We start from the raw sequence: 14,731 nt of genomic DNA on the forward strand, positions 1-14,731 counted from the left end.
CATCACGCTCATGGTTTGAGGCGGGCCCAGACCCATTTGCCGCCTGTGGGGTCGGGGGAGTAGCCGCACTCGGCGGCGAGGGCCGCGACTATCGGAAGGCCTCGCGGCCGGGCCGGGCTGGCGTCCCACACGGCGATGAGGACGCCGGCGACGTCGCGGCTGCACTGGTACCGGATCTCCTCGCCAGGCGTGGCCACCACGGCGTTGGTGATCAATTCCGGCGCGATCAAAAACGCATCGTCCGAAATATGTGCGCAGCCCCATTTGCGGAGTCGCGCCATCGTCAACGTGCGCGCCAGCCCCGGCGCGGCCTTCGACGCCGGCATGGAGAGCAGCAGGCAATCCGGCGTGGTCAGCATCGCCCTGCCCTTTCTATGTGTTTTCGGCTTTCCGTGCCCAGGATCGGGCGTGCGAGCTAACCTCGCGTGTATCTGGGAAAACCGGAAACATTGGGGGGAGTATGGCCAACCATCGGGATCCACTCGACCCAAAGATCTCTCTCTGGCACTTTCTGGCCTACGCGCTGCGCTTCGAGCGAGAAAAACATGATCACTCGCTGGCCCGGTGCGGGCAGATCATCGGGGCCGCGCGATCGACTGTTTCCAACATGGAGGCGGGACGCCTCAAACTGCACGACGATCAGGCGAGGGTGCTGGACAAAAAGTACAACACCCCTAGGCTCTTCGAAATGCTGATTTGGTTCGCTCGTACGGCGCATGAGCCGGATTGGTTCCGGCAGTACGCCCAGTATGAGGCGCAAGCCAACTTGATCAGGATCTACCAGGGGCAGGTCATCCCCGTCCCGTTCCAGACCGAGGACTACGCTCGGGCGTTCGTGCAAGCCGGTGGTGCTTCCGATGTCGAGACCGTCGTGGCCGCGCGCATGGCCCGCCAGAAGGCGTTGCTGAGTGGCACATCAGGGCCTCTGCTGCTCGTGCTGCTGGACGAAGGCGTCCTCTACCGTCCAGTCGGCGGAGCCGAGGTGATGAGGGCCCAACTCCACCGCCTTCTGGAGTTCGGCGAGCGCCCCAATGTGATCATGCGCGTCATCCCGAGGTCTGCCGGAGCCTGCATAGGGCTTGACGGGCCGTTCCAGATCATGAGTCTGGAAGCTCGGGACATCGCCTACATCGGGGCTTTCCGCGGAGGCCGGTTGGTGGAGGTGCCCTCCGAAGTTAGGCAGTTGAGCATGGACTTCGAGCGGATCGGAGCGAAAGCCCTCCATGAGGATGCCTCCCGGGCTCTGATCCGCAAGGTGATGGAGGAGTGCACGTGACCAGCGCGTGGCGGAAGAGCTCGTTCAGCGGGGGAGCAACAGACGAAGCGTGCGTCGAGGTGGCCGGGTTGATCGATGGCGTCGGGATCCGGGATTCCAAGGATCCTGATGGGGGACGGCTGATCGTGAGCGGTGATGCGTTCGGGAGTCTGCTTCAGCGGATCAAGGAAGGGGCTCTCGACCGGGCCTGACGGGCGTGCGGGCCGGTCCTGGCGGGGGCTGCGGGACCGGCCGGCTCGGCGGGGACGGATGGCGAAGGACGCGGAGACGTCGCCGTACCCAAGGGTTCCGACCGGGTGTCGGTCAGGGCGGCGCGTGTCGTGCTCGGCCATCTCCACGGCAACACAACCCCGCCCGCCACCCCGCGTACTTGCCGCCCAACGCAAGGAACGCGCCCGCATCCGCAACGAGAAGGTCATCCGCTGGGGCGGACGCCACCTCAACGCCGCAGCCTGGCCGACCACGAACCGCAGCCCCGGACTGCCGAAAGGGGCAAGTTCACGAGAAGGACAGCGACGGATGGACGACTCAGGAGGTGGACGGCTCGATCTCCCCCGCAAAGACGATGACCTGGTCGATGAGGCTCCGCCGCAGATGGACTACGTCCGTTCCCGCCAGGCGGGGGCCTCCATCCGGCGTGGTGAAGACCCACTGGTACCGGGCCCACTCGTCAGGCATGTCCACCGCTGAGCAGCGCGCCATCGTGCCGGTCCCCGCCGGGTGGCGCCGGATGTCCAGCACGAACCGCTCGACCGCCGCGATTCCTTCGCTGCGCCCCAACGGCCCCCAGAAGACCACGTCTGAGGTCAGTGCCTGGGAGAGCAGGGCAGTCACATAGCTGTCGGCCGAGGCGTTGAACGCGGAGATGAACGTGTCGATCGCGGAGCGTGCCATCTCTTCCTGCATGCCCCAGTAATACCAGTCGCTGCGCGTGCGCTCCTCCCGCAAGCCGCCTTCCGATCACGGTGGACCATCCCGGTCACAGCACTAGCGCGTCGGGTCGGTGACGAGCATGGGGGAGTGTGCGGCCAGTTCGCTGAGCACCGCGGCCGTCGTGGTGGCCTTCATGCGTTCCAGCTCGTCGATGGTGATCCCGACGACGGCCAGGAACTGCGCCGAGCCGAAGGGGGAGTCGATGGGCGGCAGTTCAGGGTCGGCGGCGAAGGCGACCGCGCGGAGCCGGGTGTTCGCCTGGCCGGTGATCGGGCCGCCCACGTCCATGCGGTGGCCTTCGGCGAACGGCCTGCCACTGTTGAACACGTACTCGACCAGCTTGTCGAGCAGGCGCAGGGACCACGCGGGCGGCTGGTCGGCGTCGAGGGGGACCCGCATGGTCAGCTCGTAGCCCCATCCGCTGATGTCCGGGTCATCGCTGTCCTTGGAGAACAGCTCCGTCATCCCGAACGTGACCAGCAGCCAGTGCCCGGCGGCTCGGTACGCGCTCAGGCCGTAGAGGCCCTGCCCGGGCAGGTTGCTCGTCCCCCAGTGCAGCGGCTCTTGATCACCCATTCTGGTGGCCACCGCGGCCTCGATCGCGTCCCAGCCGGGAGCCTCGTTCGCGACCTCGACCATGATCCCCCCAGTTGCGGCTTCGCCACCTCGATCACCTGGCGCGGCCAGCGTAGATCAACTGCCTGCACGCGCGCGGGCAGATTCGTCAAGCATGTGGTGGTGCGCGACGAGTGCGAGTGCGTATCCGGCCCTGCCTCGGATGCCGGTCGGCGGGTGCCATGATGTACCGGTTCGCGAGGGGAGCCGAGGGGATGGGCATGGTGCACCTGCTGTTCCTGCAGTACACGGGGTCGGAGCAGGCGGCGGAGCCGTTCGTCGCCGACCACGTCCTGTTCTTGGAGCGCCATCACCGTGAAGGGACGTTCCTGTTGTCCGGGCAGACGGTGCCCTCGGCGGAGGGCGGCGCCATCGTGGCCTGCGGTGTCGATCGTGCGGCGGTCGAGCGGATTGTGGCAGAGGACCCGTTCGTCGTGGCGGGGGTCGCGAAGTACACGGTCGTGACGATCGACCCGGGGCGGGTCCACCCGGCGCTGGCGGACGTACTGGGAGTCGACGAGGCCCGGGTACGCGGCTGACGCCGCGACTTCGGAAACACCCCTCAAGTGCTCAACCCGTCTGCGGGGGCTCCTGCGAAGCACCTCAGAGAACGAGGACGGTGACGGGCGGCGAGGTGGAGGTCTCGCAGTGGCGGTCGCCGCTGTAGACGGCGGTGATGGTGTGGTGGCCGGTGGCGCGGAAGGCGGTGACCAGGTAGGCCGCGCCGAGGGTCAGTGGGACGGTGCCCAGGAAGGTGGCGCCGTCGCGGAACTCGACCGTGCCGGTGGGAGTGCCGTCGGTGCAGAGGACCCGGGCGGTGAGGGCGACCGGTACGTGCCGCAGCGTCGCTCTGGGCAGTGCGGATGCCCTGGTCGTCGAGGTGCCCCTGGCGACGGTGAGGGCGGTCGGGGCGGAGGCTCCGGGCGGACACGTGCCGTCACCGGTGTACCGGGCGGTGATGGCGTGGGGGCCGGCCTCGAATCCGCGGACGAGGGTGGCGGTACCTCCGTGCAGATCGGCGGAGCCCAGAACGGTGGCGCCGTCGCGGAAGACGACCGTGCCGGTGGGGGTGCCCTCGCTGCACGAGACCGCGGCGGTCAGGGTCACCGGTTGATCGACCCGGGCCGGGTCGGGCTCGGCCGTGACCGTGACCGCGGAGGCGGCGCCCGGGATGATCGCGACGCCGAACGGGTCGGGGCCGACACCGGTGATGGTGGCGGTCACCGTGTTGGCGGCGGTGTCGATCACTGACACCGTGTCGCTCCTGAAGTCTCCGGTGACGTACGCGGCGGTGCCGTCCGGGCTGACGGCCACACCGTTCGCGCCGGTCACGCCGGTGATGGTGGCGGTCACAGTCTGGGTGGCGGTGTCGATCACCGACACGGAGTCGCTGTCCCGGTTGGCGACGTAGGCGGTGCGGCCGTCCGGGGCGACCGCCACACCGATCGGAAGCGAGCCGACGGTGATCGTGGCGGTCACCGTGTTGGAGGCGGTATCGATCGCCCACACTACGTCGCCTGCCCACCGGGTGACGTAGGCGGTGCCGCCGTCCGGGGTGACGGCCACCCCGGTCGGCCTGGACTCGACGGTGATGGTGGCGGCCACGGTGTTGGTGGCGGTGTCGATCACCGACACCGTGTCGGTGCCCTCGTTGGCGACGTAGACGCTGCGGCCGTCAGGGGTGACCGCCACGCCGGCCGGCTCGGACCCGACGGTGATGGTGGAGGTCGCGGTGTTGGTGGCGGCGTCGATGACCGTCACCGATTCCGCATAGGAGTTGGCGACGTAGACGGTGCCGCCGTCAGGGGTGACGGCCACTCCATAAGGGCCGGAGCCGTCCGCGATGGTGGCGGTCACCGTGTTGGTGGCCGTGTCGATCACTGACACCGAGTCCTCGTCGAGGTTGGTGACGTAGGCGGTGGCGCCGTCGGGGGCGATCGCGACCCAGATCGGCCCGGAGCCGACGGTGATGGTGGCGGCCACCACGTGGGTGGCGGTGTCGATCACCGACACCGTGTCGCCGGAGCGGTTGGGGACGTAGGCCAGCGTCATGGTCGCCGCGGCCGCGGCAGAGGCGGCCGCACGTCCGGGCGTTCGGGAGCGGGCGTGCGCGGAATGCGTCGGGACGGTGCTGGAGGGCATGGGGGACACGCTCCCGGGTAGGGGCGAGCGTCCGCCGAGCGACGATCACGGATCGCCTCTCACCTGCGGCAGTTCACCACGAGTGTTCGACTTATCGCTGAGGGTCTCCACCATTCTTGATCCCCAAACGGCAATGTCGATTAGTGCGTGCAGAGCGAGGTCGAACGAATTCATCGGCCACATCGCGGCCGCCTCGACGTCCTGCTCGCGGTGGGATCACCGGCGCCGTCGGGCGCGGGATCGCGCCGCGCCCAACGCGCCGATCAGCATGTCGAGTGGAAGAGGCCGCCGACGGCCGTCGTCCTGGCGAGTTCGTTGTAGAGGTCCACGGCTGCCGTCGTCTCTTCCCTATGCACCTTGACGCCTGCTTCCTCCAGCATCCTCAGGGTTTCCGGCATGGTCAGCAGCCGTCGTTCCATTCCACGGCTGAGCACGACCACCGTGCATCCGTGGTCGAGGAGTTCTTGGACGTCGGCCGGCTGGACCCCCGGATCGTGGCGCGTCCCGTGCTCGGACCAGTCCCAGGCACGGCCGCCGCCGGGGAAGAGCTTGAAGTCCTTGCCCGGTTCGAGGCCCTCCACCTCCATGCGGCCCCAAGAGACATGTGTGATCTGCGGTGATGTCGCCATTGCGGCTTCCTCTCCGGCACAGGCTGTTCTCCGGCTTCGGAACCACTATGGCGGGAGCACCGGGCGTTCTGCCCGAACCGGCACGCGCCCAGCGATGAGGCGGCCGGCGGGTTCTGCCGCCGGCCGCCTCAGAGCGGATCCCTCACCCTGCCGTCAGGCGCGCTTGGCGGCCGTGTGGTTGAGCCCTTCGCGGATCTGCTTGGCGAGGACGACAGGGTCGCCCACGCGGAACATGTGCGAGAAGTACAGTTGAGGGATCTCGGCGGTCTCCTGGTTGTAGAGGCAGCCCACCTGCCAGTGCTTGCGACGCATGACCGAGATGACCGGCTGCGTCTCCGAGGACGTCATCGAGAAGTCCGGGATCACGGCCGCCTTGCCCTTCCGGAGCGGCTGGAACTGGACGCTGGTGGACACCCCGAGGTCCGGGTCGACGAGCACGCCGCCGAGCCTGATCCGGTCGGTGCGCGGCACGGTCACCGTGACTATCCCGTTCTCCCCGACCGTGGCGTCCCCGCCGAGGACCTTCGCCAGCTTCCGGACGGGAAGCGGGGTCTTGGGGTGCGGCGGCGAGTGCTGCGGCAGCGGCGTGGACGTCTTGGCGATGACGGCGCGCGCGGCGCCGGCCAGCCGGATCGGGTTCCCGACCGCGCGGAAGTGCAGGAACCACACCATCGGCTGCAGGTCGTACAGGTGCTGGTGCTGCGCCTGGAACGTGATCCCGTGGGCGATGAAGGCGTCGATGACCGGTTGGATCTCCCGGGGCCGCAGGACCAGGTCGCCGTTGAGGATCGCCTTTCCATGCCCGAGTGACTGGAAGAACAACTCGTGCTGGATCTGGAAGCCGTCCTTGAACTTCACCCGGGGCTGGCCCCCGCTGACGTGGAGGTCCTTGCGGTCGATGTCGACCTCGAGGACCCCGCTCTTGCTCACGTGGCCGTCGGCCTGCAATATCTTCTCGATCGCCTTGACCGGCAGCCGGTCCTTCTTGGGCCTGGCCTGCGGCGCCTCGGCCCGTGGGCCCGCCGTGTCCGCGCCCGGCGCCGGGGCGGCGCCCGCGGTCCCCGCCATTCCGGACGCGACCAGGCCCGCGACAAGTGCGACGCTTCCGCAGAACCGGCCGAGCGTCCCCCGCCGCGCCGTTTCCGATGAACTATTGATGATCATGAGTTTTCCCCCCGTTCGTTCCAAGCACTGCCCCCGCCGGGGCAAGCGCGAACGCGAAGAATGATCATGGAAACTACAGATCCGGGGAATGGCGGCGGGCGAGACCTGCGGAGGAGGGCGTCCCGCGGTCAACTCCCGCACCTGAAGGGACGTAGCACCCATTCAAGAACATGTCGCCTTATTGCGCGCCCCGGCCGAGACCACTCCGCCTCAGCGCTGCACGACGTGGGCGCTTTCGCGAAGGCGGCGCGATGGCCCGGGTCTTCAGGCCTGCTCGCCCGGGGCCGGTTCGAGGTTCAGGATCATGTCCAGGGACGTCTGGGCGTCGGGACCGGTGAAGGTGCCGACTCGGTGGAAGCCGTTCTTCTCGTAGTAGCGGATCGCGCGGGGGTTGTCGGCCAGAACGCCGCCCCACAGGATGATCCTGCGCTTGCGGAGTCGTCGCGCGACCTGCCGGACCAGTGGGAAAACCTGCGTCGCCAGCCCCTTGCCCTGATGGTCGTCAGCCAGGGTGGGGCCGAACCGGCAGTCGGTCGTCTCATCCAGGCGGATCCCGGCCCGGCGGTAGCGCTCGACGTCGCCCGGCGGCAGTGCGAGGCTGAACTCCAGCAGCCCGACGATCCTGGCGGACGGCTCTTCCTCCAGCACCAGGCGGAGCTTGTCGTAGCGCGCGATGGCCGCGCACAGCTCCCGGGCGGCCGCCAGGTCGTAGCCGTCGAACGTGCTGAACCTGCGGGACTCGGGGGACAGCCCGGCGAGGAAGTCGGCCAGCCCTTGGGCATCGCCGGGGGCCAGAGGACGGAAGACGAGACGCGCACCGTCGCGCGACTCCAGACGATGCGTCAGCGTGCCGGGGTCCTCGGCGATCCGCGCCAGTGTGAGCACCGGGTCATGATCCCAGAGTCCGCCAGGAGGGTTCCTCGGCGAGGCGGGCGGTGATCGGCGACCGAGTAGGCCGACCTCCTGGGCGACGACGGCGTCTGGGACGCGGCTGTGGAGGCCGAGCTCAGTGAAGATGCTCTGACGTGAGTCTTGCCTATTGCGGCAGGGCCACCCGTATTGTCGATCACGTGACGACTGTGCTTTGTGTGCCGCAGTGGCAAGGGTCGGGGCTGGGGGATTCGCCGCGGCTGTCGGCGGGTGCCCGGCGGACCGCCGAGGTGGTCGCGGCCGACTCCCGGGTCACCGTGCCGGTGCTCGACACGGGCGGCAAGCCCGACGCCGGAGTCCGCTCACTCGACGTGCTCGTGGAGAACCTTGGCAGGACGCGGAAGGCTCTGGCGGGCATCGACGACGTCGTGCTCACCGCCGGCGGCGACTGCGGGGTGGACCTGGCGCCGATCGCCGCCGCCCGCGCCAGGTACGGCGACCGGCTCACAATCCTGTGGATCGACGCCCACCCTGACCTGTACACGCCGCGGACCCTGCGGTCAGGGTCCTTCCACGGGATGGTGCTGCGCACCCTGCTCGGCGACGGCCCGGCGCCCCTCCTGCCGGACGAGCCCCTGACTCCCGAACAGGTGATCATCGCGGGGGAGCGGGCGGGAGACACGACGGAGCACGAGTACCTCCGGAGCGCCGGGATCCGGCGCCACGGCGTCGACGACTTCGAGGCGGCGTTCGAGGATCTCGACGGCCCCCTCTACGTCCACATCGATCTGGACGTCCTCGAACCCACGCAGTTCGGCTCGCTCGGCTACCGCGAACCGGACGGGGTGGCGCCGGACCGCCTGATCGGCCTCGTCTCCGGCCTGCGCGACGTCGTCGGAGCGGCCATCACGGAGCACATGCCGACCGGCGAGCCCGGCGATGACGACGACGCCGAGGTGATCCGTCGCCTGGCCGCCGCGCTTCCCCTCTGAGAGAGCGCAGCCTGCGTGATCTGACCGGCCGGGCCTCGCTTCCCCTATGACGCCCGGGACTCGATGGCGCGCAGGACGTGGGCCGCGCCGTCCTCCGCCGCGATCTGTTCGGCGACCGCCTGGGCGCGTTCGCGGTAGGAGTCGCGCGACACCGCCTCCCTGATCGCGGACGCGAGCCGTCCGGCGTCCAACCTTTGGAACGGGACCGGCTCGGGCCCCGCCCGGAGCACCGCCACGCGCTTCGCCCAGAAGGGCTGGTCGGCCGACAGCGGCACCCCGACCGACGGGACGCCCGCCCGCAGCCCCGCCGCCGTCGTCCCCGCGCCGCAGGCGTGCACGACCGCGGCCATGCGCGGGAACAGCCAGTCGTGCGGCACCTCGCCGACCGCCAGGACGTCCTTCGACCCCTCGTCCGCAGCCAGCCCCGACCAGCCCGCCTGCACGACGCCCCGGACCCCCGCCTTCCGCAGCGCCTCCGTCACCATCGCGCCGTACCGCTCCTGGTCGCCGGCCGTCAGGCTGCCGAAGCCGACGAACACGGGCGGCGGGCCGTCGTCCAGGAACTGCGACAGTGCCTCGGGCGGACGCCAGTCCGGCGAGGGCTCGGGCCACCAGTACCCGGCGACCTCCCGCCCGCGCGGCCAGTCGGCGGGACGCGGCACGACCGTTGGGCTGAACCCGTACTCGACGGGCCAGCCCTGCTCATCCAGCCGCCGGAAGAACCGCGCGGGCGTGACCGGCGGCAGATCCAGGCGCTCGCGCAGCCCGTTCACCACCGACCGGAACGGCGCCTGCCCAAGGACGCGCATCGACCGCGCCGCCGCCCGATTGCCCCATCCTCCGAGCGACCGGGTGGTCATGACAGCGGGTGGGAACTCGCGGGTCGGATCCATCGGCTGCAGATAGATGCCCATGCTCGGGATCCGCAGACCCTCCGCGACATGGATGCCGAGCCAACCCATCGTCGACACGAGCATGAACTCCGCCCCTTCGGCGGCGTCGACGATCGCGTCAGCCATAGCGGCCCAGTGCCGGGCATAGATCCGCGTCTGCCGCACCACCATCGCGGGCGACGACGTCAGCGACCTGCGCCCTTCCTCGGTGCTCAGTTCCGCCTTCATATCCATCGGCAGCGCCGCGAACCCGAGCCCCCGCACCCGCACGAACTCTTCAAAGGGCCCGTGCGCGGCAATGGTGACCTCGTGCCCCGCCTCCCGCAGCCGAGCCCCAAGCCCAGTGAACGGAGCGACATCCCCACTAGTCCCAACCGCGACAACCAAAACCCGCACCGCACCCACCCGCCTGCGCCCGCACCGTCGTATGGCGCGGATCGTCTCATCACGCCCCTGAAGCCGTATCCCTCCCACGGGGGAAGTTCAGCCCCCGACCGCTCGCTCCGCCCATCACCGCGCCACCTAACGGCCATGCCGAACATGAGCACTCAAGGCCAACAGGGCGGCCGCGCCTCGCGCGCGACGCCGCTGGCTCGCGGGGGCCGACTTCCCCCTCGCACAGTTCCGAAAGCACTCCGTCCTAACGGCGCTCCGGAGTTGCTTCCTTATGGTGCATGCCTTGAGAAGCATCATCGGCCTTGAGACAGAAAGACGTGTCTCAAGGCCGATCTTGTCCGGATGAGCTCAATGGTCGTCTGCACGGATCTCGCGGATGAAGTGCTGCCATGCGTCTCTGCTGAACTCCAGGGTCGGGCCGTCACCGTGACCTTTGGTGTCGCGGACTCCGATCGTGCCGTCGGCAGCCCGGCCGACCTCGACGCAGTGGCCGTTGGGTTCGCTGTAGCCAGACTTGCGCCAGCCGTGGAAGTGCTTGCTCATGTACCCGATCCTGTCTGGTCGGCGAGCCTGTTGGCCACCCGATCAAGGAAGGAGATGCTGTCTTCCGTGGACAGGGCGGCCTCTCTCAGGAGGTCATATCTTTCTGTGTACCTCGTGACCTCGCTCCGCTGTGTAACAACGAGGTCCGTGGTCACCGTGTCGACGATCGCCATCGGGTGGTCGCCGGGATCGGCGAACGTGTAGAGGTAGAAGGACGACTTCGGAAGGAAGCCCCCAGGGATGCGGGCGTTGTGCAGCAGGACGCGAATCGTGATCCGCTCGGCCTCCAAGGCCAGCTCGATCATGTGACGGAGTTGGGCGGCCATCGCCTCTGGTGGCACCGCGAGTCTGTGAATGACGCACTCGTCCAGGACCGTTTCGTAGAACGGTCCGTCCGGCCGGAGCAACTCGCGTTGCCGATGCTCGCGCGCTTCGGTCATCCGGTCGGGCTGGTATTCGAGCGTCCCCTGGCTTTCATCGAGCCTGATGAGAGCCTCGATGAACGGAGGGCACTGTAGAGCGCCGGGCATCGCGGTCTGGTCGTAGCTGCGGACGGTGCTGGCGTTGTATTCGAGGTCGGCCGCGAGCTTCTGTCGAGGGCCCATGGACATGCCGTACCGGTCCCACCACCCCTTCTGGGCGGCCTCGCGGGCGAGCTGGAGGAGTCGGTCGTATTGGCTGCCGGTGATCTCAAGGGCGTCGAGCATGTTCATGATCTCGGCCAGATCGGGGCGGATCTGGGCGTTCTCCAGGCGGGTGATCTTCGTCCGGGAGTGAAAGACGAGGCGGGCGAGGTCGTCGGTCGTAAGGCCGCGGCTCTCCCGGAGTTTGCGGATCTCACCCGCCAGCCGGCGGCGGCGGACGTAGGGGCTCGGCATGGCCGTCCTCCCGATATCGCGTAGGACACGGTCCGTACTGATCGCTAACTCACTGCAATCGAACGATGTCCGGCAATATTAAAGTCACGCCCCGACAAAATCCGGCCACGCCGACGCGAGGCCAAAATCCGCACGTGCAGAAGTTGGACGGTACGACCGCCGCCAATCCGGTTAAGGCGGATAAGTCCCCATGTGAGCCGCCCATACCCAAGTTTGCGGGAATTGCGGGAGTAACCCAGGAGTCGAGCCACCTCCCATGTCCCTTCCGACGGCCGTCCAGTTGAGACGCGCGGTGAGACCAGCACGGCATCGGCTGATCCCGTACCACAACGATTAACCCCGCCATGAATGGGACGAGGGCATACGATTGGCTATCTAGTCAGACTTCTCAGGATTTAAGAGGAGGCGGAAGTGGAGGCTTCGGCCCGCCGCGCCGCAAGCCACTGCTCGGTATAGGCGGTGACTTCCTCGATGAACTGCTCCAGCCCTGCGCGGTCGAGGTCCATTTCGGCGATCAGGTAGAGCAGGATGAAGACCTCGGCGTAGAGCACAGCTCTCAAATCGTCTGCCCCGCCAATGTGAAGTGTTGGTGCGCCGACGGCAGCGCGAACCATGTCCTCGGCTAAGGGAACGTTGATCAACCCTGCGTCCTCTTGGGCCTTGACTCGTACTTCGGCCACGAGTTGGACTATCTCGTCGACCGTGTAAGCTGGCGAAAATTTCCGACGTACCGCAACACAGAACGCCCCGTAGAGCAGCGACATGTGGCCGGCCGCCGTCTTGTTGTTCGCCTGGATCTTGTCCTTCAGGGGGACCCACGCCTCCGGTCCTTCCAGTAGGAAGGACCGCAGCGCCAGTATGTTCTCCTCCGTGATCTGTATCTCTAGGAAATTTGTCAACTGCGTTATTCCTCGTCGGCCATTGCTCTGGCTTTCGTTATGAATGAGGCCAGCTCCGCATCGTTCAGATCTGCATCAGCAATCAAGCCTGCAAGCAGGAACAACTCGGTTGTGTAGACTGCCCTGTCGTCGATGTCGGCGATAGACCCTTCGCCAAGAACAGCCAGCAGCAGTCGCTCTGCGATGTGTGCGTCAATTTTCTCTGTGGCCTCTGGTGTCCTTCCCCGAAGAGAAGCCACAAACTCAATTATCTGAGACTTGACAGTCTTCGGGTCACACTTACCGAAGCGGCGATTTGTCGCGAGAAAGAAGGCTGCGGCAACCAGTACCGGATAATCTGCCTGAACACTCTCCTTGTCCAGCTCTCGCAATAGCCTCAAGTGATCATCTGTTCGGCCTGCAAGTTGTGCCTGCAAGGTGGCGGCCATGTTATCAGTTATTGGCACGCTCTGCTCCTGTCATTTGGACTCGGATCTTACGTATTCCGACGCGACCAAGGCGTGCGACCTCGTAGACTACTATCCCCGTCCCGAGTATTCCTATAGCCGCATTGGCGCCCTGGATGCTTTCGTGATGTGGCTTAACTTCGATGGCGGGCTTGCTCACTGCAGTGCCGGTCGGTCGATCCCATTTGAGTAGTTTGCCTATGTCTTTGGCGAGTTTCTCTGTAGTGTCGGCGACGTCATCCGATGTTCGGATGAAATCGCGTCCCTTCTGCTTCCAGCGAGCAAGGGCCTCCGTATCTTCGTCATTTGCTTCTCGATTTTCTGGATCGTCCTCGGGGTCGCGGAGTTCGCCGCGGCCCGGTTCGCCGCCTCTGGCACCCACGGGGTCGAGGTCTTCCCTGGTCGGGAGTCCTGCCGGTTCTGTGGTCTCCGGTTCGTTTCGTGCCAGTTCCCTGCCGGACTCGGACTCATCGGTCTGCTGTCGTCCGTATCGGGGTTCGACGTGTACTTGGCCTTGGCTGTCGGTGTATATCTCGGAAATGATGGGGTTGGGGCGGGCCTCGGGTTTTTGCTCATTGGCTTCTTTCGGGGCCGACTCGTTGCCGTCCCCCTCGGCATTCCTATCACGGCCGTCGCCTTGGCCGCCTTGGGCTTCCGGAGGTTGGGTGTTCTCGTCAGTTCTTTCGGATGGGGGTGCCGAGTGGTCGTCGGGTTTCTGGTCGCTTGTCTTGCCGTCGCCGGGTGGCTCGGTGACCCCGTCCTCGGCCTTCGGTTCGCCCGAGGTCCCTTCTTTTGGCCCGAGAGGCTCCTCACCGTCCCCCTCTCCTACTTGCTCAGCATGAGGTTCGGGGCGTTGGTCGGTCTCTCGGCCTGGTTGTGGTCTGTTCTGCTGGTCCGGAGGTTGGCCTTCGGTGGGTGGCGTGCGGTCTGCAGGTGGTTCGGGGGGCTGGCCGCTGCCGTCTCCGGACTTCTGGGAGTCCTGCGGGGGGAGGGGGGCCTGCTCTGGGCCCTGAACGCGTCCGGTCTCTGATGCACGGGGGTCCCCGTCGTTCTCGGGGGCGGAGGGTGGGGATAGATCGTTGGGTGGGTCGCCGCCACCGTTCTCGCCGATTGATGCCTCGGGGGCTGGGGGCTGTGCTTCTGGGCCGGGCTCGTTTCCTTCCGCGTTCTCGTTTTGCCGTGGCGCGGCATTGTCGCCGGGTTCGCTGTCAACTGGTTGGGCGGTGCCGTTGGGCGGCTGGGCGTCTTGGAACTTGGCTCGTAGTTCTTCTGCGTGTTGCTGTTGTGCTTCGCGCGTGCGGGCGATGTGTTCCAGGCGGGAGGGCGGCTGCGGGGGTGTTTGGGGCTCGTCGGTCTGGTCGCCGGCAGAACTGGCGTTGTCCTGGGGGCGGTCCTTGTTGTCGAGGTCGCCCTGGTTCGCCGTCTCACCGGTCTCGGATCGGTCGGTCTTGGCCTCGCGGTCGTTGCCGCGCTCGCCCTCGTCTTGGCGGGGGTCCTCGGGCTTGGCTTGGCCGGACTTCTCCGCTTTGGGGCTGCCGTTGCCGGTCTGTGCCGGGTCGGCTTTGTCGTCGTCAGGCTTTTCGGTCGGCTGGGAGCCAGTGCCGATCTTGTCGGTCTCGGGGTCTTTCTTTGCCTCCGGCTTGGCTTCGGTCGGAGGGGTGCCGGGGGGCTGCGCCTGGTCGCGGGGTGGGCCGCTGGTAAAGCCGTTGGTCTGCGGATCGCGGTCGGCGGGTTGCCCGTTGCCGGCTTCGGGTCGCTCGGGGAACTTCCAGCCTGCTGCTCTGAGGCTGTCCATGCGGGGCGTCTTGCCGTCTGCTCCGGGATGGTCGTGCGGTGACGTGCTCCCGGTGTCGGGTGGGGTGGGCTTGTCGGTGGTCTCAGGGCCCTTGCCCGGCCCACCGGGGGGATTGTCCACGCCCACGCTCGCAGCCCTTTCACTGGGGGGAGGCGGACCGGTTCCAGGGCATTGGTCGGGCAGCCCGCCAGGCGGAGCCCTTGACGCGCGGGGCTGACATCAGGGCAAAGCCGTGCCCTATGTAATCGCGCACGTGCGAA

The 14,731-nt window shown here is 67.4% G+C and carries 17 protein-coding genes; 4 read left to right on the plus strand and 13 right to left on the minus strand.

The window, feature by feature from the left end; translation table 11 throughout:
* Positions 1 to 8: 8 nt before the first annotated feature.
* A complete protein-coding gene (locus tag K4S16_RS37050) occupies positions 9 to 359 on the minus strand; it encodes an ATP-binding protein (RefSeq protein ID WP_149263759.1) in 351 nt (116 codons plus the stop codon).
* Between the two features lie 101 nt (positions 360 to 460).
* On the opposite strand from K4S16_RS37050, the gene K4S16_RS37055 reads away from it, so the two are divergent.
* Positions 461 to 1,276 carry a DUF5753 domain-containing protein gene (locus tag K4S16_RS37055; RefSeq protein ID WP_149263760.1) on the plus strand — a complete coding sequence of 272 codons (816 nt, stop codon included), beginning with the start codon at positions 461 to 463 and terminating at the stop codon, positions 1,274 to 1,276.
* A complete protein-coding gene (locus K4S16_RS37060) occupies positions 1,273 to 1,467 on the plus strand; it encodes a DUF397 domain-containing protein (RefSeq protein WP_149263761.1) in 195 nt (64 codons plus the stop codon). Before K4S16_RS37055 ends, K4S16_RS37060 begins: the two co-directional genes overlap by 4 nt.
* A 337-nt stretch (positions 1,468 to 1,804) precedes the next feature.
* Here the strand turns inward: K4S16_RS37060 and K4S16_RS37065 are convergent, their stop codons facing one another.
* Positions 1,805 to 2,182: a nuclear transport factor 2 family protein gene (locus K4S16_RS37065; RefSeq protein ID WP_149263871.1), complete on the minus strand. Its 378-nt coding sequence runs from the start codon at positions 2,180 to 2,182 to the stop codon at positions 1,805 to 1,807.
* 81 nt (positions 2,183 to 2,263) lie between these two features.
* A complete protein-coding gene (locus K4S16_RS37070; protein WP_149263762.1) occupies positions 2,264 to 2,848 on the minus strand; it encodes a suppressor of fused domain protein in 585 nt (194 codons plus the stop codon).
* A 191-nt stretch (positions 2,849 to 3,039) separates the two neighbouring features.
* Between K4S16_RS37070 and K4S16_RS37075 the strand changes: the two genes are divergently transcribed.
* Entirely contained in the window at positions 3,040 to 3,363 is a 324-nt protein-coding gene (locus K4S16_RS37075; RefSeq protein ID WP_200842330.1) for a YciI family protein, read from the plus strand.
* 64 nt (positions 3,364 to 3,427) lie between these two features.
* Here K4S16_RS37075 and K4S16_RS37080 read toward each other — a convergent pair whose 3' ends face one another.
* From K4S16_RS37080 to K4S16_RS37095, 4 genes are all read right to left on the minus strand, one after another.
* Positions 3,428 to 4,966, minus strand: coding sequence for an Ig-like domain repeat protein (locus K4S16_RS37080; RefSeq protein WP_149263763.1), 1,539 nt, complete (start codon positions 4,964 to 4,966; stop codon positions 3,428 to 3,430).
* 263 nt (positions 4,967 to 5,229) lie between these two features.
* Complete coding sequence (locus K4S16_RS37085; protein WP_149263764.1) at positions 5,230 to 5,595, minus strand: Mth938-like domain-containing protein; 366 nt, start codon at positions 5,593 to 5,595, stop codon at positions 5,230 to 5,232.
* Between the two features lie 153 nt (positions 5,596 to 5,748).
* Entirely contained in the window at positions 5,749 to 6,759 is a 1,011-nt protein-coding gene (locus tag K4S16_RS37090) for a DUF1259 domain-containing protein (protein ID WP_149263765.1), read from the minus strand.
* A gap of 264 nt (positions 6,760 to 7,023) precedes the next feature.
* A complete protein-coding gene (locus K4S16_RS37095) occupies positions 7,024 to 7,644 on the minus strand; it encodes a GNAT family N-acetyltransferase (protein WP_149263766.1) in 621 nt (206 codons plus the stop codon).
* Between the two features lie 185 nt (positions 7,645 to 7,829).
* Between K4S16_RS37095 and K4S16_RS37100 the strand changes: the two genes are divergently transcribed.
* Positions 7,830 to 8,621 (plus strand): arginase family protein, encoded by a 792-nt coding sequence (locus K4S16_RS37100; RefSeq protein WP_149263767.1) that lies wholly within the window; start codon positions 7,830 to 7,832, stop codon positions 8,619 to 8,621.
* Positions 8,622 to 8,665: 44 nt separating this feature from the next.
* On the opposite strand, the gene K4S16_RS37105 is transcribed toward K4S16_RS37100, so the two are convergent.
* From K4S16_RS37105 to K4S16_RS37130, 6 genes are all read right to left on the minus strand, one after another.
* The gene (locus K4S16_RS37105) at positions 8,666 to 9,988 is read right to left on the minus strand and encodes a glycosyltransferase (RefSeq protein ID WP_308800962.1); all 1,323 of its coding nucleotides are present in this window, start codon (positions 9,986 to 9,988) and stop codon (positions 8,666 to 8,668) included.
* Between the two features lie 270 nt (positions 9,989 to 10,258).
* Positions 10,259 to 10,453, minus strand: coding sequence for a DUF397 domain-containing protein (locus K4S16_RS37110; RefSeq protein WP_149263769.1), 195 nt, complete (start codon positions 10,451 to 10,453; stop codon positions 10,259 to 10,261).
* Positions 10,450 to 11,331: a helix-turn-helix transcriptional regulator gene (locus K4S16_RS37115; protein ID WP_149263770.1), complete on the minus strand. Its 882-nt coding sequence runs from the start codon at positions 11,329 to 11,331 to the stop codon at positions 10,450 to 10,452. The genes K4S16_RS37110 and K4S16_RS37115 overlap by 4 nt, the downstream gene beginning before the upstream one ends.
* A gap of 395 nt (positions 11,332 to 11,726) precedes the next feature.
* On the minus strand, positions 11,727 to 12,230 hold the full coding sequence (locus K4S16_RS37120) for a hypothetical protein (RefSeq protein WP_149263771.1): 504 nt from the start codon (positions 12,228 to 12,230) through the stop codon (positions 11,727 to 11,729).
* Between the two features lie 5 nt (positions 12,231 to 12,235).
* Positions 12,236 to 12,658 (minus strand): hypothetical protein, encoded by a 423-nt coding sequence (locus K4S16_RS37125; protein ID WP_149263772.1) that lies wholly within the window; start codon positions 12,656 to 12,658, stop codon positions 12,236 to 12,238.
* 4 nt (positions 12,659 to 12,662) lie between these two features.
* Entirely contained in the window at positions 12,663 to 14,471 is a 1,809-nt protein-coding gene (locus K4S16_RS37130; protein ID WP_149263773.1) for a hypothetical protein, read from the minus strand.
* Positions 14,472 to 14,731 lie beyond the last annotated feature (260 nt).

Source organism: Actinomadura sp. K4S16 (genome assembly GCF_008327685.1).
Lineage (GTDB): Bacteria > Actinomycetota > Actinomycetes > Streptosporangiales > Streptosporangiaceae > Spirillospora.